Origin of the sequence: Paenibacillus ihuae (assembly GCF_001368795.1) — a bacterium.
In the GTDB taxonomy this organism is placed as follows: domain Bacteria; phylum Bacillota; class Bacilli; order Paenibacillales; family Paenibacillaceae; genus Paenibacillus_AQ; species Paenibacillus_AQ ihuae.
The window spans coordinates 4,181,203-4,201,788 of record NZ_LN831198.1 but is presented as its reverse complement, the minus strand read 5'-3'; the positions used below and the strand labels follow the sequence as shown (position 1 = coordinate 4,201,788).

General features: G+C 51.1%; 18 protein-coding genes, 1 pseudogene and 1 riboswitch. Of the genes and pseudogenes, 11 read left to right on the top strand and 8 right to left on the bottom strand.

Going from position 1 to position 20,586, the window contains the following annotated elements; genetic code table 11:
* From AQR02_RS19340 to AQR02_RS19320, 5 genes are all read left to right on the top strand, one after another.
* On the top strand, positions 1-617 hold a 617-nt coding region (locus tag AQR02_RS19340), incomplete at its 5' end, for a tRNA threonylcarbamoyladenosine dehydratase (protein WP_245237554.1).
* Between the two features lie 156 nt (positions 618-773).
* The gene (locus tag AQR02_RS19335) at positions 774-2,075 is read left to right on the top strand and encodes an NCS2 family permease (protein WP_054941869.1); all 1,302 of its coding nucleotides are present in this window, start codon (positions 774-776) and stop codon (positions 2,073-2,075) included.
* Between the two features lie 174 nt (positions 2,076-2,249).
* The gene (locus tag AQR02_RS19330; RefSeq protein WP_054941868.1) at positions 2,250-4,451 is read left to right on the top strand and encodes a HelD family protein; all 2,202 of its coding nucleotides are present in this window, start codon (positions 2,250-2,252) and stop codon (positions 4,449-4,451) included.
* Between the two features lie 396 nt (positions 4,452-4,847).
* Positions 4,848-5,129: a CD3324 family protein gene (locus AQR02_RS19325; RefSeq protein ID WP_020427765.1), complete on the top strand. Its 282-nt coding sequence runs from the start codon at positions 4,848-4,850 to the stop codon at positions 5,127-5,129.
* 130 nt (positions 5,130-5,259) lie between these two features.
* Positions 5,260-6,567, top strand: coding sequence for a replication-associated recombination protein A (locus AQR02_RS19320; protein ID WP_054941867.1), 1,308 nt, complete (start codon positions 5,260-5,262; stop codon positions 6,565-6,567).
* A gap of 95 nt (positions 6,568-6,662) precedes the next feature.
* On the opposite strand, the gene mnmA is transcribed toward AQR02_RS19320, so the two are convergent.
* The gene (gene mnmA / locus AQR02_RS19315; RefSeq protein WP_054941866.1) at positions 6,663-7,787 is read right to left on the bottom strand and encodes a tRNA 2-thiouridine(34) synthase MnmA; all 1,125 of its coding nucleotides are present in this window, start codon (positions 7,785-7,787) and stop codon (positions 6,663-6,665) included.
* A gap of 319 nt (positions 7,788-8,106) precedes the next feature.
* On the opposite strand from mnmA, the gene cymR reads away from it, so the two are divergent.
* Positions 8,107-8,526 (top strand): cysteine metabolism transcriptional regulator CymR, encoded by a 420-nt coding sequence (gene cymR, locus AQR02_RS19310; protein WP_054941865.1) that lies wholly within the window; start codon positions 8,107-8,109, stop codon positions 8,524-8,526.
* A 108-nt stretch (positions 8,527-8,634) separates the two neighbouring features.
* Here cymR and AQR02_RS19305 read toward each other — a convergent pair whose 3' ends face one another.
* The 5 genes from AQR02_RS19305 to AQR02_RS19285 form a co-directional block, all read right to left on the bottom strand.
* Positions 8,635-9,657, bottom strand: a complete 1,023-nt coding sequence (locus AQR02_RS19305) for an ABC transporter ATP-binding protein (RefSeq protein ID WP_054941864.1) — start codon at positions 9,655-9,657, stop codon at positions 8,635-8,637.
* Entirely contained in the window at positions 9,650-10,669 is a 1,020-nt protein-coding gene (locus tag AQR02_RS19300) for an ABC transporter ATP-binding protein (RefSeq protein ID WP_054941863.1), read from the bottom strand. Before AQR02_RS19300 ends, AQR02_RS19305 begins: the two co-directional genes overlap by 8 nt.
* The gene (locus AQR02_RS19295; protein WP_054941862.1) at positions 10,636-11,655 is read right to left on the bottom strand and encodes an ABC transporter permease; all 1,020 of its coding nucleotides are present in this window, start codon (positions 11,653-11,655) and stop codon (positions 10,636-10,638) included. The genes AQR02_RS19300 and AQR02_RS19295 overlap by 34 nt, the downstream gene beginning before the upstream one ends.
* On the bottom strand, positions 11,652-12,623 hold the full coding sequence (locus AQR02_RS19290) for an ABC transporter permease (protein WP_054941861.1): 972 nt from the start codon (positions 12,621-12,623) through the stop codon (positions 11,652-11,654). The genes AQR02_RS19295 and AQR02_RS19290 overlap by 4 nt, the downstream gene beginning before the upstream one ends.
* A 126-nt stretch (positions 12,624-12,749) precedes the next feature.
* Entirely contained in the window at positions 12,750-14,486 is a 1,737-nt protein-coding gene (locus tag AQR02_RS19285; protein ID WP_054941860.1) for a peptide-binding protein, read from the bottom strand.
* 646 nt (positions 14,487-15,132) lie between these two features.
* Positions 15,133-15,192, top strand: a riboswitch (Fluoride riboswitch).
* A 60-nt stretch (positions 15,193-15,252) separates the two neighbouring features.
* Here AQR02_RS19285 and AQR02_RS19280 point away from each other — a divergent pair.
* Positions 15,253-16,578, top strand: a complete 1,326-nt coding sequence (locus AQR02_RS19280) for a voltage-gated chloride channel family protein (protein ID WP_108722024.1) — start codon at positions 15,253-15,255, stop codon at positions 16,576-16,578.
* 13 nt (positions 16,579-16,591) lie between these two features.
* Here AQR02_RS19280 and AQR02_RS32535 read toward each other — a convergent pair whose 3' ends face one another.
* Together AQR02_RS32535 and AQR02_RS19270 are read right to left on the bottom strand one after the other, a co-directional pair.
* Positions 16,592-16,777, bottom strand: a complete 186-nt coding sequence (locus tag AQR02_RS32535; protein ID WP_159067794.1) for a hypothetical protein — start codon at positions 16,775-16,777, stop codon at positions 16,592-16,594.
* Positions 16,778-16,899: 122 nt separating this feature from the next.
* Positions 16,900-17,568 carry an SOS response-associated peptidase gene (locus tag AQR02_RS19270; protein ID WP_054941858.1) on the bottom strand — a complete coding sequence of 223 codons (669 nt, stop codon included), beginning with the start codon at positions 17,566-17,568 and terminating at the stop codon, positions 16,900-16,902.
* A 165-nt stretch (positions 17,569-17,733) separates the two neighbouring features.
* Between AQR02_RS19270 and AQR02_RS19265 the strand changes: the two genes are divergently transcribed.
* From AQR02_RS19265 to AQR02_RS19250, 4 genes and pseudogenes are all read left to right on the top strand, one after another.
* Entirely contained in the window at positions 17,734-18,207 is a 474-nt protein-coding gene (locus tag AQR02_RS19265; RefSeq protein ID WP_054941857.1) for a 2-thiouracil desulfurase family protein, read from the top strand.
* A gap of 204 nt (positions 18,208-18,411) precedes the next feature.
* A pseudogene (locus AQR02_RS19260) lies at positions 18,412-19,556 on the top strand (cysteine desulfurase family protein).
* A gap of 91 nt (positions 19,557-19,647) precedes the next feature.
* Positions 19,648-20,169 (top strand): PRC-barrel domain-containing protein, encoded by a 522-nt coding sequence (locus AQR02_RS19255; RefSeq protein WP_054941856.1) that lies wholly within the window; start codon positions 19,648-19,650, stop codon positions 20,167-20,169.
* Between the two features lie 14 nt (positions 20,170-20,183).
* Positions 20,184-20,393: a hypothetical protein gene (locus tag AQR02_RS19250; protein WP_054941855.1), complete on the top strand. Its 210-nt coding sequence runs from the start codon at positions 20,184-20,186 to the stop codon at positions 20,391-20,393.
* The last annotated feature ends 193 nt before the right edge of the window (positions 20,394-20,586 follow it).

Below are 20,586 nucleotides of genomic sequence, written 5' to 3'. Positions count from 1 at the left end.
GGCGGATTATCCTGATTGATAAGGATGCGGTGGATATTACTAACATCAACCGCCAGATTCACGCGCTTACGACAACCATCGGCCAGAAAAAAGCCGATCTGATGGTCGAGCGCGTCAAGCTGATCAATCCGGAGATTGAAGCCATTGCTCTGAATATGTTCTACACGGAAGAGACCTATGAAGAGCTGTTCAAGCTGAAGCCGGATTTTGTGATCGATGCTTCGGATACCATTATCTATAAGATCCATCTGATTAAGGAGTGCCTGTCCCGCGGAATTCCGATGATTTCCAGCATGGGCGCAGCCAATAAGATGGACCCGACCCGGTTTAAGGTAGCTGACATTTCCAAAACGGAAATGGACCCGATCGCCCGCGTCATCCGTCAAAAGCTGCGCAAGGAAGGCATTAAGAAAGGCGTAAAGGTTGTATTCTCGACCGAGATTCCGATAAAGCCGCGTGTGGATGTGACGGAACAAATCGTTCCGGCTGACGCGCCGGACCGGCGCAAGGCGAAGCAGCCGCCGGCTAGCAACTCGTTCGTGCCTCCGGTTGTCGGCCTCATTATGGTCAGTGTCGCGGTTAACGATTTATTAAAAGCCGGCGGCGTCAGTGTATAGCAGCCGCTCAAGCAACGAATAAATATAAGATGGACGAAGGGCGTAAGCAGCCGGATAACCGGCTGCACGCCCTTTTATTTGCGGTTTTCCGCTGCTTATGAAGCCCCAAAACCGGGTAATAGCCAGCGGAACTTAACTATCTGTGGAGGTTTTTCAATGAAATCGGATGTTTGGCGGAATAGTGTAGGACTGGAACCGGGTGATAACTGGAAACGGGAATGGGCCGCGGGCATCCTATCTTATTTTGCTTCTGTATATATTGTAATGGTCAATGCGGCTATTCTGCATGATGCGGGCATGCCGCTGCGGGCGGGAATGGTGGCTACACTGCTGACGGCGGTTACCGGCTGTCTGCTTATGGCCTTTGGCGGCAAAACGCCGATTATTGTTGTGCCCGGCATGGGCATCAACGCCTTCTTCACCTACACGCTGGTGCATTCCATGAAGCTGGACTGGCGGGAGGCGCTGGCTGTTGTGGCGGTAACCGGTATATTATTTGCCGTCGTTGCGTTTACTTCGCTGTACCGGATTCTAAGCGAAGCGATTCCCCATAATCTGCAGCATGCGATCACGGTCGGGATTGGACTGTTTCTGACCTTTATCGGCCTGCAAAAAAGCGGAATTGTCATTGCCCACCGGACTACTTTTGTGGCAATCGGGCATTTCAGCGATCCGGCGGTCATTACTTCCTGTGTGACCCTCGTGCTGGCGCTGGTGCTGTTTATCCGCGGAACGCGCGGCGGGCTGCTGATCAGCATGATTGCCGGTACAGGGCTGGCCTATCTGCTCGGAGCTGCGCATAAGCCGGAGACAACGGGTTCCGGCCATGTGTTTACCGGGTATGGCACTGTATTTACCGGAATGGACTGGGGCAGAGGGCTCAGCCTGGTGTTCTGGATCGCCGTATTTCTGCTCCTGCTGATTGTTGTATTTGAGAATATCGGGCTGATCTCCTCGCAGACACTGATGGCCGGCCGTCCCGAGCGGTTCAAGAGCAGCCTGCGGGCGCTCTCCATCGCCAATATTGCAGCCGGCTTGTTCGGCAGCAGCCCGGTGGTAGCGGCTGCGGAATCAACCGCGGGTATCGCAGCCGGCGGCAAATCCGGTTTGACCTCGCTGGTTACCGGACTGCTGTTCGGAGCTACGTTCCTGTTCATCCCGCTGCTGGCTTATGTGCCGGACAGCGCTATTGCGCCAATCCTGATTGTCATCGGCGGGCTTATGGTGCAAAACGTGCGTGAGATGGATCTCAGCGACATGACCGAGCTGTTTCCGTCATTTTTGATTATGGTGATGATTCCTTTTACCTACAGCATCGTGGACGGCATGGCCTTCGGCTTCATCACTTACCCGATCGTCAAGCTGGCAATGGGAAAAGGCAAAGATGTTCCGCCGGCGCTTTACGGGATTGCCGGGCTGTTCGTGGCAAACTTTGCTCTGCATGCTTTCATGGGTTAGATAATTCTGGATTTCCTGAATTTGTTGTGATATGATGATAATCCTTTTTTGTGTAAGTGGTATCAGCCTTGCACGGAGGTATATTCAATACACTAAGCATATGCTTCCGAAGCCAGTGTTTTCTTAGCTGTCTCACAGTTGTTATGCTCAAAAACTTTTAGGAGGTAACTGAAATTGGAAGACAACTTTCAAAGTGCCTATCAAGAGGAAGAAGACAGGCTGAATAGTACGCTTACAGAAATTGATTCTACCCTTGAGAGACTGCGCAGCATTCCGGTGTACACAGGACACGATTACACGGAACAGGTGCTGGAGGATTCCAGGGAGCAGAGGCGCCAAGATCTGGCCAAGCTGAGGCAGGAGCCTTATTTCGGACGGCTTGATTTCCAAGGCAGCGACGAGGATGACCGCAAGGCCCTATATATCGGCAAAATCGGTGCAGACCGTGAACAGGTAAGCGACCGTCCGCTGGTCATCGACTGGCGCGCACCGGTAGCAAGCCTGTTCTATTCGTTTACCGGAGGGACTGAGCCGGTCACCTATGAAGCGCCGGAAGGGCTGATTGAGGGGCTCGTCTATCTCAAGCGCAACGTGGTTATCCGCAAGCGCATTCTGGAGCGGGTTGCGGATACCTATAACCGGGACAGCGATGCACCGGTGGTATCGGATGAATTTCTCGTCTACCGTCTGGGTGAGAACAAGGATAACCGGCTCCGTGATATCGTCTCGACGATTCAGGAGGAGCAGGATAAGATCATCCGTGCGGTGAAGAACACGGCGCTGATTATTCAAGGCGTGGCGGGCAGCGGTAAAACAACGGTTGCGCTGCACCGGCTGGCTTTTTTATTGTATCAATACAAGGACCAGGTATCGGCGGAGAAGATGATAATTTTTGCTCCGAACCGGATGTTCCTGGATTATATTTCAGATGTGCTGCCAGAGCTCGGCGTAGGCAACATTGCCCAAAGCACGTTCCCGGACTGGGCGACGGAGGTACTGGATATTACCCTGCCCGAACAGAACACGGCCGAGACGCTGAACCGGTGGTTTGAATCGGCGGGCGGTATGCCGGAAATTACGGAAGAGACGCCGAGCCGCTTCAAAGGATCTACTGTGCTGATGGGTGTAATTGAGTCAGCGGTCAGGCAGCTGGAGACTGGGGCGGTTCCCGAGGGCGATTTCAGTCCCTGGGAAGGTGCTGTGCTGCGCCGCTCGATGATCCTCCGCTGGCACAATGAGGAATACGCTCCTTATCCGCCGCTTAAGCGCAAAGAACGGGTTATGGCGCGGATTCACCGCTGGATTGAAATGGAACTGAAGAAGAGCCCTTCGGCGGCAGCGCTGAAGGACCGGAAGAAAAAAGGTGCGGCCCGCGAAAAAGCCTACGCCGCCAAATGGCCCAAATATGATCCGCTGATGATCTATAAACAAATTTTCCGCGCCGTGAAGGTGCCAGAGGACTGGCCGGCGGAAGCGCCGGAGCAGATTCCGCAAGCTGTCCTCAAGGAGACGGCCAAGGATCTGAAAAAAGGCATCCTGCGCGAGGAGGATCTGCCGCCGCTGCTCTACATCCATTATCTGCTCAGCGGAAACGAAGGCGGCGAGCGCTTTGACCATATCGTAATCGATGAAGCGCAGGATTTCTCGCCGTTCCAGATTGCTGTGCTGGACTTGTATGTGAAGGGGCACTCCTTCACGATTCTCGGCGATTTGTCCCAAGGAATTCACGCCTATAAGGGAGTGCATGAATGGGATGAAATGCAGAGCCTGTTCGCACCTGAACATACGGCTTACCATGCACTGACCCGAAGCTACCGCTCCACGATGGAGATTATCGAGTTTGCTAATGGCATTTTGTCATCCGGTGTCCATAGTCCGCTCTTGGCTGTGCCGGTCTTCCGCAGCGGGAACCCGGTCCGGCTGATTGCCTACGGCGAAGTGCAGCCTAAGGCCGGCAAAAGTACGGACCCGCGCGTCAGTGCCGTCAGAACGGCGCTGGAGGCGCTCTCCGGGCGTGAATACCGTACGGTTGCTGTTCTTACCCGCAGCCTGCGCGAAGCCGCTGAGCTGCACGCGGAGCTGGCCGCGGATTTTGCCGATCTGCATCTGATTGACGGCAGCATGACCCAATATCTGGGCGGGCTGTCTGTACTGCCGGTCTATCTGTCCAAAGGTCTGGAGTTCGATGCGGTTATCCTTGCAGATGCCGATGCAGATCATTATGGGGCAGCCGCCTGGGATGCGAAGCTGATGTATGTCGGCTGTACACGTGCCCTTCATGAATTATGGCTGCTGCACAGCGGAGAGCTTCCTGCTTATGTGCAAATGACCGGCGAAGAGACGATCAACGGGTGGCCGGAATCCTCCGGGAGCTGATCTTTTCCTTTGGTGAAGAACGATTATAACTATTCTTGAACTTGTAACCCTCCCCTGGCTATGGCTTAATAATAAGTGTCCGGCCGGGCAAGATTACTTCTGGAAGGAGGCTGATTGCAATGATTTCAGTATACGAGGTGGTTTCCGTCTAAGACGGAGACCTGTTAAAGGGGAGGCCGCGAGGCCTCCTTCTTACTAGATAGGGGATACAGCCTATCATCTACAGAATAAATAAATAATGACAATGAATGTAGACGCTAACCATAGGGTTTTATATAATGAACTTACGGTATTTACCAAATTTGAGCTGAAGAAAGGAGACAGGTTACATGATTATTACTTTAAGCGCTATTGACGGATACAACGGGACACACCTTTTGAAGGAGGAAACAGAACGTGAGTTATGTAAATGGAAAGGATGTGCTCCCCCCGGGCCTGCTCGAAGAGCTTCAGGGATACATCCAAGGTGAATTGCTTTATATTCCCAAGAAAACGGAGCAACGGGTAAAATGGGGCGAAAACAGCGGCTCGCGGCAGGAAATTGCCAGCCGTAATGAAGAGATTTTCTGCAGTCACAGCAGCGGCTGCTCGGTGAACGAACTGCAGAAAAGATACCACCTCTCGGAAGAAAGCATCCGCAAAATCATTTCAAAAATGCGGCTGGCGATGAACCGCTAGCCTGAACCTTTGAACAAAGAGCATGGCACCCGCTGATAGAGCGAGGTCATGCTCTTTCTATATTTTATGGTATGATAGAGGGAGGTGTGCAGGCGGAAAGCCTGCAAGATCACAGCAAGGAAGTGGAATTATGGATTTATTTTCCCTCGGGGATGATACCGGAAGCGGACGTCTGCTGGCAGACCGCATGCGTCCGGAGAATCTCGATGAATATATCGGACAGGAACATATTGTCGGCAAGGGCAAGCTGCTGCGCAGGGCGATTGAGGCGGACCAGGTCTCTTCGATCCTGCTGTACGGTCCGCCGGGCTGCGGCAAAACGACGCTGGCCCATATTATTTCCCACCATACACAAGGCGAATTTGTGCGGCTGAATGCGGTCGAAGCCTCCGTAAAGGATGTGCGTGAAGTGATCGACCGTGCGCAGAGCAACAAGGCGCTGTACGGTACCAAGACGATTCTTTTTCTGGACGAGGTGCACCGTTTCAACAGCTCCCGCCAGGATGCACTGCTGCCGGCCGTGGAGAAGGGCACGATTATCTTTATCGGCGCAACGACGGAGAATCCGTTCCACTATGTGAACGGGGCGCTTATGAGCCGTTCCACGCTGTTTCAGCTGGAGTCCTTGACCAGCGAGCACAGCCTGACTGCGATGCGGCGGGCGCTCGCTGACGAGAATCGGGGGCTTGGCTTTATGCGGCTGCAGGCGGATGAAGACGCGCTGCTGCATATCGCTGGGATGGCCAACGGCGACATCCGCCGGGCGCTAAATGCACTGGAGCTGGCAGCGATGACGACAGCGCCGGAGCCTGACGGCAGCGTGCATATCACGCTGGCGGTTGCGGAGGAATCGATCCGCCGTCCGATTGTCAAAGCGGACGAATCCACCCAATACGACGTGCTCTCAGCGTTTCACAAAAGCATCCGCGGCTCCAGCGACGCCGCGCTGTTCTGGTTTCTCTACGCGGTCGAGAAGCTTGGCATGGATCCGATGACGTTCATCCGCCGGCTGATTGCCGCAAGCTCCGAGGACATTGGCCTGGCGAACCCGCAGGCCATGGTGCAGGCGGTCAGTGCACTGGACGCCTACCGTAATAACGGCTGGCCGGAGGCGAAGCTTAATATTGTCCAGGCCATCCTGTTCGCAGTAGAGAGCCCGAAATCCAACGGTGTCGTAACGGCAATCTCGAATGTCATGGACGCCATCGAAGAACTCAAATCCGCAGAGGTACCGCTGCATTTGCGAGATACGCATTACAAAGGAGCGGTGAAGCTCGGGCATGAGGGATACCAGTATCCGCATAATTTCCCTGGCCATTATGTCAAACAGGATTACCTGCCGAAGCAGATTGCCAGAAGAGTATTCTATCAGGCAACCGAGCAAGGCAATGAAGCCAAAATCCGCCATAATCAGTCGCTGCGGCGCGGGCAGAATTAATGCTGAACGGTTTATTAATGAGCTAACTCTAAGGTAAGGCAACCAAAAAACTCTCTTTGGCTTTCGGCCGAAGAGAGTTTATGCTGTCTGCTGGTTTAGTGCGGCTGCGGAATGACCTTCTCCGCCGCTTCGATGGTTCCGCCGCCCAGGCATTGTTCACCATTGTAGAATACAACGGCCTGGCCCGGTGTAATCGCCTTTTGCGGAACATCGAACAGGACATGTACGGTGCCGTCTTCCCGCGCAGTCAGCGTAACACCCTGGTCAGGCTGGCGGTAGCGGAATTTAGCAGTGCATTTCAGCGGTGCTGCGCCAGGCGTAAGCGTCCGGCCGTCGATCCAATTCACACCGGATGCGTTCAGGCTGGTGGAATACAGGCTGTGATGCTTGTCTCCCTGCACAACATAAAGGATATTGCGCTCCAGATCCTTTTCCGCGACGAACCATGGTTCACCTGACCCGGAACCGCCGATGCCTAAGCCCTGCCGCTGTCCCAGCGTGTAATACATCAGGCCCTCATGCCGGCCTTTGACTTCACCTGTGGCAATATCGACCATGTCCCCGGATTGTGCCGGCAGATACTGGCTGAGGAATTCGCGGAAATTGCGTTCGCCGATGAAGCAGACGCCGGTGCTGTCTTTTTTCTTCGCGGTATAGAGTCCGGCTTCTTCAGCAATTCTCCGCACTTCCGGTTTCGGCAGGTGGCCGATCGGGAACATCGCTTTGGAGAGCTGGTACTGGTTCAGTGCATTCAGGAAATAGGTCTGGTCTTTATTGCTGTCCACTCCGCGGAGCAGCTTAAACACACCGTCTTCCTCCACCACACGGGCATAATGGCCGGTGGCCACATAATCGGCACCCAGCTGCAGCGCTTTATTCAGGAATTCCCCGAATTTGATCTCGCGGTTGCACATCACATCCGGATTAGGCGTCCGCCCGGCCTTATATTCATCGAGGAAATAGGAAAAGACTTTATCAAAGTATTCCTTCTCGAAATTAACGGTATAGTAAGGAATATCAATCTGCTCGCATACGCGGCGTACATCCTCAGCATCGGTCTCTGCCGTGCATACACCGAACTCGTCGGTATCGTCCCAGTTCTTCATGAAGATGCCGATGACGTCATAGCCCTGCTGCTTGAGCAGAAGCGCTGTAACGGAGGAATCGACTCCTCCAGACATGCCGACGACGACACGTGTATCCTGATTTGCCTTTGTCATCGTAATCACCATTTTCTATGCAAAAAATACCGGTATCACACTAAACACCCGGCTCATTTTGTATTATAACACACCTGTCTACCCCAAGCTGCCTTTGATCAGAGGAATTTGTTGCGGAAAAGCAGGCGGTTTTGACAATTTGTCCACCGGAGGCGAACATTTTGCCAAAAAGTTGTGTTTTGCGCTGCAAATGTGTCCGCAGATATGATAACATAAGCATAGAGCAAACATCGGAATACGTTGATATGACATTTCTCATGTCTACTGAGCTTTCTATGATTCAGACACCAGCAGCAATTAAACCGAAAGAGGTGCCCCTTTGAAAATATCAACAAAAGGACGTTACGGATTAACCATTATGATGGAGCTTGCCCTGAAATTCGGCGAGGGGCCTACATCGCTTAAAAGCATTGCCGAAAAAAACGGATTATCCGAGCATTATCTGGAGCAATTAATTGCCCCGCTGCGGAATGCCGGACTTGTAAAGAGTATCCGCGGAGCCTACGGCGGATATATTCTGTCCCGCGATTCAGCCACCATTACTGCCGGTGATATTATCCGCGTGCTGGAAGGACCTATCTCCCCGGTTGATTTCACCGAGGAAGACGACCCGGCCAAACGCGATCTCTGGCTGCGCATCCGCGATAGCATCGCTGATGTGATGGATTCCACCACCTTGTCTGACCTGATTAACTATAAGGAAGAGAACAAGGCAGACAACTATATGTTCTACATCTAGAGCTGCTCTGCAGACGGTTTCTCATCAGTATTTTCCAGCAGCTTCTATACCAAAAACGCCTAACCGGCCGGTTAGGCGTTTTTGTCTGCTTCCTAAAGATGTCTTCCGCTACACAGAAGCCAGTGGAAAATGGCAGGCTACCATCCGCCCGGGTGCGGCCTCCTCAAGCAGCGGCTCCTGCATACGGCATTTCTCCTGTGCCAAAGGACAGCGGGTATGAAACCTGCAGCCGGAAGGGGGATTGGCAGGGGAAGGGACATCACCCTCCAGTACAATCCGGTCCTGCTTGCGTCTTGGGGTCGGCTTGGGAATGGCGGAGAGAAGCGCTGCTGTATAAGGATGCAGAGGAGCGGCGAACAGCGTCTCCGTCTCAGCGACTTCAACCATTTTACCCAGATACATAACTCCTACGCGGTCCGAGATATGGCGTACGACATTCAGGCCATGGGCGATGAATAAGAAGGTCAGTCCAAGCTCCTTCTGCAGCTTCATGAGCAGATTGATCACCTGGGACTGGACGGATACATCGAGCGCGGATACCGCTTCATCGGCAACGATGAACTGCGGATTCAGCGCGATTGCCCGAGCGATACCGATCCGCTGGCGCTGTCCGCCGGAGAACTCATGCGGATAGCGGTTTCTCCGGCTGGCATCAAGCCCAACGAGCTCCATGAGCTCCACCACTCTGGCATCGATATCCCGTGCAGACATGCTCCGGTGAATGCGCAGCGGTTCGCCGATAATATCCTTGACGAGAAAACGGGGATTTAGTGAGCCGAAAGGGTCCTGAAAAATAATCTGCATTTCCTCGCGCAGGCGGCGCATCTCCTGATGGCCTAGAGCATGAATATCTTTACCTTTAAACAGCACTTCTCCCTCTGTCACACTCTGCAGCCGGAGCAGCAGACGTCCAAAGGTAGACTTCCCGCAGCCGGATTCTCCGACCAGACCAAAGGTTTCACCTTTGCGGATGGCCAGGCTTACCCCGTCAACAGCCTTTACTTGGCCAACGGTCCGGTTCAGCAGGCCTTTGGTGATGGGGAAATATTTTTTGACGTCCTTTATGTCAACCAGTATCTCGGCTGAGGATAAAGCTTTACTGTCAGCTGTAACAACCGCTTCCTTAGCCATGTGTTCTCACCTCATCGCTGTAATCGGTCTGGACCGGTTTGTCTTGGAACAGCCAGCAGGACGTCCGGTGATCGCTCGTAATCATGAAATTCGGCGGCTCCTGGCTGCGGCAGACGTCCATCGCATGCGGGCAGCGCGGATGAAAACGGCAGCCGGACGGAAGCTGTCCGATCGGCGGGATGGTTCCGCGAATGGTATACAGCTCACCGCCGCGTTCTCCTTCAAAGCCGGGAATGGACTGCAGCAGCCCTACTGTATACGGATGGCTGGGGTGATCGAAAATCTCTTCAACCGTACCTTCCTCGACGATAGCCCCGGCATACATAACCGCGATCCGGTCTGCCATCTCTGCAGCTACCCCCATGTCATGGGTGATAAGCAGGATCGACATGCCAAGCTCCGCCTGAAGCTTACGCAGAAGATCGAGAATCTGCGCCTGGACCGTAACATCAAGGGCTGTCGTCGGTTCATCGGCAATCAGCAGCTCCGGATTGCAGGCAAGCGCAATGGCGATGACCACGCGCTGACACATCCCGCCGGACAGTTCATGCGGATATTGCTTAGCCCGGATCTCGGGTGCCGGAATGCCAACCAGCTTAAGCAGATCAACAGCAGCTTTCATCGCTTCGTCGTTGCCTTTGTTCTGATGCAGCCGAAGGCTCTCGGCTATTTGTTCGCCTACGGTGAATACCGGATTGAGAGAGGACATCGGGTCCTGAAAGATCATCGCGATCTGGTTGCCGCGGATTTTACGCATGTCCTCCTGCTTCTTCGCGGCAAGATCCTGACCATGGAAATCAATGCTGCCTTCCATAATCATTCCTCCGGCATAATCGATCAAACGCATGATAGCCAGTGAGGTTACGCTTTTCCCGCTGCCGGATTCACCGACAAGACAGACCGTCTGGCCTTTCTTAACGGAAATTGAGATTGCATCTGTAGCTTTGACGAGCCCCTTTTCGGTGGCAAAGCCGGTGGTCAGTTTCCGGATTTCGAGTAATTTTTCCGCCATTTTTCCAGCCTCCTCCGGGATTTGGTCACTTGCTGTCTGGGATCAAGAGCATCCCGGATTCCGTCACCGATAAAGTTGACGGCGAGTACTACAAGCAGAATGCACAGGCCCGGATATACGGCCTGCATCGGGTCAACCAGCATGAATTCCTGGGCATTGCTGAGCATGACTCCCCAGCTGGCTTTCGGTGCCTGAACACCTAGCCCCAGATAAGAGAGTGCCGATTCACTCAGGATGGCACCGCCGACCATCAGAGTCGCATTGACGATGATCGGGAAGCTCGCATTGCGCAGCAGATGGCGGAATATAATTCCCCAGCTCGATACGCCGATCGCTCTGGCGGCTTCAACATATTGCATCTCCCTTAGCTGCAGGAAGGTACCGCGGACCAGCCGGGCAATGCTCATCCAGCTCGTCAGGGCCAGGATCAGAATCATGTATTTAATCTGCGACCCGAAGATGGCCATAAACAGGATATTCAGGAAAAGTGAAGGTACAGAATTCATCACATCAACAATGCGCATGAATACCGTATCGACCCAGCCGCCAAAATATCCTGAAATTGCCCCGATAACGGAACCGATCGCAACGGAAGCCAAGGCAACAGAGAAACCAATCATTAAAGAAACCCTCGCGCTGTACAAAAGTCTGGTAAACACATCGCGTCCAAGCTCGTCTGTCCCGAGCAAATGGCCTTCGGCACCCGGCTTCAGATTGGGAAACATCAAATCAATGGCTGCCGGGTCGAACTTGGTGAGCTTAGGGGCTAATATTCCGGCGATAATAAAGACGAGTAATACAATAAGTCCGCTCATCGCGTAAGGATTGCGGGAGAACTTCTTCCACAGCACTACCCATGGGCCGGGAGGCCGTTTAGAGACATCCGCTGAAATCTGCGGACCGGGAGCAGGTGTCAAACCGCTATCAGGTGTTCCGGAAGCAGATGCAGACGATTGGGCAACAAGTTGTGAATGGTCGGTACTCATGCTGCTTTGCCTCCTTGCTTGCCGAGTTTTACACGGGGATCTACTACGGCATACAGGATATCAGCCACCAGATTGCCGATGACAACCATGACAGCTATGACAATGGTGATGGACATAAGCGCCGAGTATTCACGTGAGTTCGCCATTTCTACAAACCAGCGCCCCATCCCCGGCCAGTTGAAGACATTCTCCGTCAATGCAGCCCCTGCTACCAGCATAGGCAGATCAAGTCCCAGTATCGTAATAATTGGGATAAGCGCGTTGCGGAGTGCATGCCGGAATACAACCTTGCGTTCCGGTACCCCTTTGGCCCGGGCAGTGCGAATATAATCCTGATCCAGGACTTCGAGCATGCTTGATCGGGCATATTTCATATAAGAGGCGAGGAAGCCAAGTGCCAGAACCGTTACGGGCAATACGAGGTGCATGAATAAGTCTCCGATATCCCCCTCATGTCCTCTAGAATGCATATCCGAGAGTGGAAACCAGTCCAGCTTAATGGACAGCCACTGTTGAAGCAGTATTCCGAACCAAAAGGTAGGCATCGCGAACCCCAGATAGGAGATGAAGGAGGCCGTCTGATCAGAGAAGCCGTATACCTTGGTACTGTTATAGATGCCCCATGGGATCGCGATCACCAGCGAAACCAGCCAGGCAGCCCCCATCAGAATGAAGGTATTAGCGATACGCGGCCAAAGCAGATCGGATATAGCAATATGGTTTTTGAAAGTGTAACCCAAATCACCTTGCAGCAAATCGCCGATCCAGCGGACATACTGGACAGGAATAGGTTTATCCAGACCGAGATTCTTGGCCTGCTGCTCAAGCACCTCAGGGGATAGTCCCGGGGACAGCATCACTTTAGTCGGCCCTCCGGGAGCGGCGTGAATGAGAAGAAAAGTAAGCAGCGTAATCAGAAAGATGACCAGTACTGATTGTAGTACGCGACGGATCAGATATTCTGTCATGAACTATATCCTCCTAGAGAAGTTAGGTATAGAATCCGGAATGCAATCTCCCTAAGACAAAAAAGGAGAAGGAGAAAGAGACTTCTCTTTCCCCTTCCGAGATTCTATTTCCTGTGTCCGTTATGTTTAGTCAGTTACCCACCATTTAATAGCATGGAAGAATTGTCCATAGGCGAGGGATGGTTCTGGAGCATCTTCTTCTGCCCAGTGGACTCTAGGACCCGTACCAATAGCCTGACCGTACTGGTACAAGAATACATAAGGAAGATCCGTGGAGATTTCTTTACCTACCTCTTTATAAATCTCTTTCCGTTTCTCCTGGTCAACAGTGGAGTATCCGTCTACCCACAGCTGATCCAGCTTCTCATTCTTATACCAGCCGGCGTTCTGACCGGCAGGCGGGAAGTATTTAGAGGAATAGATACTTTCTGCATCCGGATCCGGGTTATTCAGGGACCAGGCCAGGAGAACCGCCTGGAATTTACCCGGGGTGACATTCTGGTCAATCCAGGAAGCGAAGTCAATGGCTTTAGGAGTCACTTCAATGCCTACATCCTTCAGGTTCTGCTGGATAACGGCAGCGATCTGTTCACGGCGGCTGTTGCCGGCATTGTACTGCAGCTCGAAGGAGAAGCGGTGACCGTCTTTAGTGAGGATTTTGTCACTGCCGGCAACCCAGCCATCTTCAGCGAGAAGCTGCTTGGCGGTTTCTGCATTGTAATCATAGTTCACAGCTGCATCACCCGGGTCAGCCCAGGTATCCGGCAGGAACGGTGCATTCATCAGGGCGCCTACACCTTTAAGAATATTGTCAACCATACCTTGACGGTTGAGAGCATGGGCAATCGCCTGTCTGGTTTTCTGGCCTTCGAATAATCCATATTTGTCCTTGAAATTGCTCGCATCAAAGTTGAATCCAAGATATTCATACTGTGCACCCGGCTTTTGGATGATCGCAATATCGCCGTCTGCTTTGGCTGCTTCAACCTGTGTTACCGGAATTGCACTGATGTGGTCGGTGTCGCCTTTCAGGATGGCTTGAACCTCGGTATTCTGATCCGCGTAGATTTTGTATACGAGCTGGGAAATATGAGGTTTAACTTCTCCCCAGTAGTCTGGATTGGCATCCAGCGTGTGGCTTTCGCCTTGTTTCCAGGCTGTCCATTTCCATGGTCCGCTTGTTACGGTTTTAGAAGGGTCTGTGCCGTACGGGTTGGTTTGCATTTCTTTTGGAGCAACATCCTTCAGAACATGCGCAGGCACGATGGCTTGGCACAAAGCATACAGGAACGGAGCATAGACTTGGTTCATTGTAAATTTAACGGTATGGTCATCTACCTTTTCAACGGTCTTCACTTTATCATACTGGCTGATCAGCGGTGATCCGGTTTCCGGATTCTTCGCAGTTTCAATTGTATACACTACATCATCCGCAGTGATCGGCTGACCGTCACTCCATTTAATTGTATCTTTCAATTTAACGGTGTAGGTGAGACCATCCGCGGAGATTTCCGGAAGCTCTGCAGCCAGCGACCACGGTTCAGCGGTTACATTACCTGCACGGTCCAGATCATAGATTTGTGCGAATACGAAGTTGGCGATATCGCCTGAAGAGGTGTCGCCAATCAGGAGCGGGTTAATATTAACGATATCGGAGAAGGTACTCATTACGAGGGTTCCGCCGTCAACCGGTGCATCGGCGGCAGGTGCAGAGGCTTCAGGTGCTGCACTTTCAGCAGGAGCTGTGCTCTCTGCAGTAGCGTTAGGAGTATTTGTAGTGTTATTTGTACTGCAGCCAGTGAACAAAATTCCTATGAGCGATACGATAAGTAAGATAGACCACCAATTTCTTTTTTTTGTCATTCCGTTTACTCCTCCTTTTTTAAGTGCGGGTAAGTAGGTTACCTGGATACTGGACTTAAAATTGAGTTGTTCTGGGATGCAGTCCGCGCCCTTGCTGTCTCTCTGTAATCTAAGGCTTTGTTCAACCTCCTCGGCAGATAGATAGTGTTTGCCCAATGAATGGATCTTAATGATGTTGAAGTGTTTCTTCTGTCCACTGTAATAACCCTTTGCTCTGTTATGCGACGTCCGTTTCTGCAGTGCAGCACGGATGCTGAATAGACCGAAGGTCAATTAGAGACAGGATGAAATTCCCCAACATGGCGGGCAAAACCTTTGTATATAAATTATGGTTTATAGTACATGTTAATAATTCTTACGTCAATATAATATTTTGTAGTACATTTATTTTAGGGAAATGATAAAAAATGAAAAATTTAGGCAGATAGGGCAAGGTATATGTAGGTTTTTTGAAAGTGTATAAAACTTACCTGTTTACTATTGTTATTATAAATGACCCATATGTCACATTGTGTCGGTAGATTAGGCTGTTTTTGTGTTATTTGTGACATCTGTCGGCAAGACTTTGAATAAAATGCCGAGCTCTTCGTAAACTGGCCAGTGTTCACTATTGACGATTCTGATGCGAAATACTAAAATAAGTCTACGATACTAGGGCGATGGAGTTCGCCGTAACTGCCGCGAGGCTGATGACTCCTACCAGCGAAATATTTCCTGGTAGGAGTCTATTTTTATGTACGATTTTCACACGAAGGAGACGAATGGTATGACCCGGTTGAAACAAAGATGGTCTGCGGCTGCTGAGAAATGGTGGTTTGCTGCATCGTGGGGAACTTTACTGAAGTGGATTATACTCGGAGGCGGAGTAGGGATATTAACAGGAACAGCGTCAGCCTTTTTTCTGAAAAGCCTGGACTTTGTGACAGATATAAGATTGGCCCATCCGTGGCTGCTCTTTTTGCTACCTCTGGGAGGGGCGCTGGTCAGCTTGTTATATTTCAAATACGGGGGCAGCAGTGCTAAAGGAAATAACTTAATTCTGGAGCAAATTCAGGCTGGCAATGAGCCCGTAATGCTGCGGATGGCTCCGCTTGTATTATTTGGAACGCTTATTACCCATTTGTTTGGCGGCTCTGCAGGACGGGAGGGGACCGCGGTGCAGATGGGCGGCAGCTTAGCCGATTGGTTTGGAAAGATGTTAAAGGTCGGCCCCGTTGACCGGAGGATTCTGCTGATTTGCGGGATTAGCGGCGGCTTCGGCTCGATCTTTGGAACACCTTTAGCGGGAACGGTGTTTGGACTGGAAGTGCTTGCGATTGGATTAATCAGCCATGAAGCGCTGATCCCCGCTTTTATCGCCAGCTTTGTCGGTAACCTGACAGCTACTTCATTCTGGGGTATCACACATCTGCACTATCCCATAGGAGATATTCCTTCTCTGACATTTGTAGTGCTGCTTAAGGTTGTGATTGCTTCCATTTTGTTTGGACTTACGAGCATCCTGTTCAGTGAGCTGACTCATGCGCTGAAAAAGGGCTATACCCGCTGGTTCGCTAATCCAATGATAAAAAGTGCTGTCGGTGGCGTAGTGATTATTGTGCTGGTGTACGTTTTGGGAACTAGAGATTACCTGGGGCTGGGGATCCCCTTGATTCAGGATTCATTTACCGGGGACGTTGCTCCGTTTGCCTTCTTAGGAAAGCTTGTATTCACATCGCTGACCCTGGGAGCGGGCTTTCAAGGCGGGGAAGTCACTCCGTTGTTTGTCATTGGAGCTACATTGGGACATGCATTATCCGGGTTTTTACACCTGTATGCCCCTTTTCTGGCTGCACTCGGTTTTGTCGCTGTATTCTGCGGTGCCACTAACACGCCTATCGCCTGCTTTTTGATGGGCATTGAATTGTTTGGAGCCGAAGGGGCCGTGTACCTCTTTATCGCTTGTCTGGTGAGTTATTTGTTCTCGGGGCATACCGGCATCTATACCTCTCAACAAATCGGCATATCCAAAAGCCAGTTCACTTCCTTCCCGCAAGGGACAACTCTGGCCAAAGCCAAGCTGCTTAGAAAAAAAGGCAAAGACCCCTCATGAATGCTTACCGCATCTATATTTTTTTGAACCGTTTTATCGTCCAATAGGGCAAGGATAATAGACCCTTGTCTGTTTTTAGCTCGAAGGAATCCGCTAACTTACCCTTTTTACATATCCCTCTATAGGTTTCACCGCTGATCAGATGAATCTCGAGCAGAGATCCTTCAGCGATCGCTTGTTGGAATTTTAGTGTTTGCAAAATACTATCTCCTCTTAAAATATAGATGCTTTTTTTAACCATGTACTTATTTAAACCAACTGACATTTCCTTACACGTAAAAATGGATAATTGACAAATTTGTAATGTTTGCCGCTTGTGCATCAGGCTTCTTTAATAAGATCTTTATAGTCATTGCGCACATTACCAACCTCTGAGGATACCTTATAGGCGCGCATCTGTGCCGCATCGTATGGCCGGAGCAGACGCATAAGGGAAGGGATGTCCTGATTGCTGCGGTCCAGCCACTCTGCTTCGGCTTCCGGGCTGAGAATAACCGGCATCCGGTCATGAATGTCCGCCATCAGGCTGTTCGCCTCTGTGGTAATAATCGTACAGGTGCTGAGCTTGTTGCCGCTGGCATCTGTCCAAATATCATATAAGCCGGCCATCGAAAAAATACTCCGGTCCTGCAGTACAATCCGCATCGGTAGTTTACCGCCGGCCTGCTGCTTCCACTCATAAAACCCGTCGGCGGGTATAAGGCAGCGGCGTGAGCGGATCAGCCCTTTAAAGGAGACTTTCTCCAGCAGTGATTCTGCACGGGCATTAATCATTTTGCTTCCGATCTTTTCATCCTTGGCCCAGGAAGGTACCAGCCCCCAGCGTAGTAATCCCAGCTTGTTAGAGGTGCCGTTATGAATGACCGCCGGAATATGCTGCATCGGAGCCGCATTGAATTTAGGCGCGTAATGAACAATACTGGAGTCATCTGTAAAATACCGGAGCATCAATTCTTCCATTGTTACTGTAATCGTGTATCTGCCGCACATCCTGGCTGCACCTCCGTTTTCATCTGCTACTGGACGGCAAAGTTTACAGCTTTTAGAACCCCGTGCTATGCTTCTTGGGTGTTTATTATTAATAGAACTTGAACAGTTACAGCTATTATAAATCATGCTGCATTAAATAGTGAAGTAAAGAAAGAGAGTGATCCTGTGATATTGGTAAGCGCCTGTCTGGCCGGGATGAAAGTCAGATATAATGGTACAGATTGTCTGGAAGAGAGTCTTATGAGTCTGCTGGACAGCGGCAAGGCAATTGCAGTCTGCCCCGAGCTGCTTGGCGGCTTCTCTACCCCTAGGGAACCGGCGGAAATCATTGGCGGAACCGGCGAAGATGTGCTGAACGGGAAGGCCCGGGTGATCGACAAATCAGGAAATGATGTTACCGGGATGTATCTGAAGGGAGCTCATGTGACCCTGGAGACAGCCCGTGAATTCGGCGCTGCTACCGTAGTGCTCAAGCAGAACAGCCCATCCTGCGGAAGTACAATGATCTATAACGGAGAATTCGCAGGCCGAAAAATTCCCGGAGAAGGCGTAACGGCCGCACTGCTGCGGAAAAACGGCATTGAGGTCATCTCCGAGGATGAGCTTGCCGCCCGTCTGGAAGAATTTAGGATATCTTAAAATCAGGGTGCTCGCCGAGGCAGTATATCAGGTGAAGCTGAAAATTAGCTGAATACCTGCTGGGAGTTTGGAGGTTCAGCCTCTTGACAGAGATTACAATATTGTGTTTATTCCCGGGTGGTAAAAGAATCTGTTCAGCAGTATAATCGAGTAGTCCTCTAAGAAAATACTGAAATTCAATTTCAAGAAGCGGAGAAACAAATCATGAAGCCCATCTATTTGGACCACGCCGCCTCAACCCCGGTTCATCCGGAGGTGGCTAAGGTTATGTACAATATAATGATCGAAGAATACGGCAATGCGTCCAGTGTACATCAGTTCGGACGTTCCGCCAAAAAGATTATTAACGGTGCGCGCGATTCTATCGCGGGCTTTTTAGGCTGTGCGCCTGATGAATGGATCTTTACCAGCGGAGGCACGGAAAGCGATAATCTGGCCTTGTTCGGGGCTGCCGCCGCCACCGCAGAGAAAGGTAAGCATATCATTACTACAGCTGTTGAGCATCATGCGGTCCTGCATACCTGCGGGGAATTGGAACGGAAGGGCTATTCCATCACCTATCTGCCGGTAGACTCCACGGGTTAGTTGCTGCTGCAGATGTTAAAGCAGCTCTGCGGGAAGATACTGTTCTAATTAGTGTAATGTTTGCCAATAATGAGGTTGGAACGGTGCAGCCGATTGTGGAGATTGGACAATTGGCCGCTGAGCGAGGTGTTTTGTTCCATGTAGATGCTGTACAAGCCCTTGGAATGCTTCCGGTCACACTGCGTGAGCTGCCGGTGGATTACATGAGCTTTACCGCCCACAAAATTAGCGGTCCGCAGGGCATAGGTGGCCTCTACGTACGCCGAGGTGCGCCGCTGCATCCCAGACAGCACGGGGGTTTGCAGGAGCGCGGCAGACGGGCCGGCACGGAGAGTCTGGCGGGTGCGGCCGGGTTTGCCAAAGCGGCAGAACTTGCGGTACTGGGCCTGACACAGAGGCAGGACCATGCTCTGCTGCTGCGAACCACACTGCTGCAGGAGCTCGACCGCCGGATCGGGCGGGACGCTTACGTGATTAACGGTAATTCACAGCATTTTTTGCCGGGAATTCTGAATGTCAGCTTCCCGGGAGCAAGCACGGATGTGCTCCTGATGAACCTGGATATGGAGGGGATTGCTGCTGCCAGCGGTTCTGCCTGCACCTCGGGGTCACTTGAAATTTCGCATGTTCTGCAGGCCATGAAACTTCCGGCAGAACTTTTACATTCAGCGATTCGTTTTAGCACAGGTTTGGGTAATACTAATGAAGAAATGGAGTACGTTGCCCAAAAAGTTGAAACCATTCTGAACCGGCTGCGTAAATAAGACCAGGGATTGCTACAGTCTTGTGTCTGTTTCAGTGTTTCACTTCTCTGGGAACTCGTAAGTATACTCAAAGTGAGGGGACTTAGCAGTCATGAAACTTCAAGATTTGATTGGCCTCACTATATATGAAGTTGAAGAAGGTAACGAAGTCGGCAAACTTGTCGATTGTTTACTCGATTCAAACTGGAATATTACGGGTATTGAACTGGAAAGCAAGTCTTTTTTCTCCAGTCATGTGAAAGTTGTGGCATGGGAAGACATTGTCGCTTATGGCGAAGATGCTATTATGATTCGCAGTAAAGAGTCGATTGTTAAGGCCGACACTGACCATATACCATATACTTTTCTTTTGGGAAAGAACAAACTGAAGGATTTGCAGGTACTGACTGCATCCGGAACGAATCTAGGACGAATATCCGATGTTTATTTTGACCAGAAGTTGGGAAACACAATAGTAGCGCTGGAAATCAGTGACGGGCTTGTAACTGATTTGATCGAAGGCCGCAAATGGCTGCCTTGTTCTGAAGGGATGTCCATTGGGGAGAATGCCGTATTGGTTCCCGCGATGAGCGAAGAACGGCTACAAAAAGCCATTAATATTGTTAACGGATAGGTGGAATGTATGATATGAAGTGTCCAAACTGCAACTCCAAGGATATCGGCAAGATCGGTTCACACCAGTTCTACTGCTGGGGCTGTTTCATCGAACTTACGGTCAACGGTGAGAAAATGTCGGTTTATCAGGTGGAAGAAGACGGCACGCTCAGTTCGCTTGACGACCTGTTTTCGGGTGAGGATATTGCTCAGGATTTCCCCCAAATCCATGCATCCTCCTGATTTGAAACCTAATGAAGCTCAACAAGAGTTACATAGATTCACCGCGCCTAATTCCCAGGCAGCTGCTGCAGCTGTCTGAGAGTTAGGCTTTTTTCAAAATATAAGAATTTATATGCTTTACATTATAAATTATCCTTCTATTTCTCGCAGAAACGGATACCGTCCCATAAAGGACGGCTATGCCGTTTCTTCT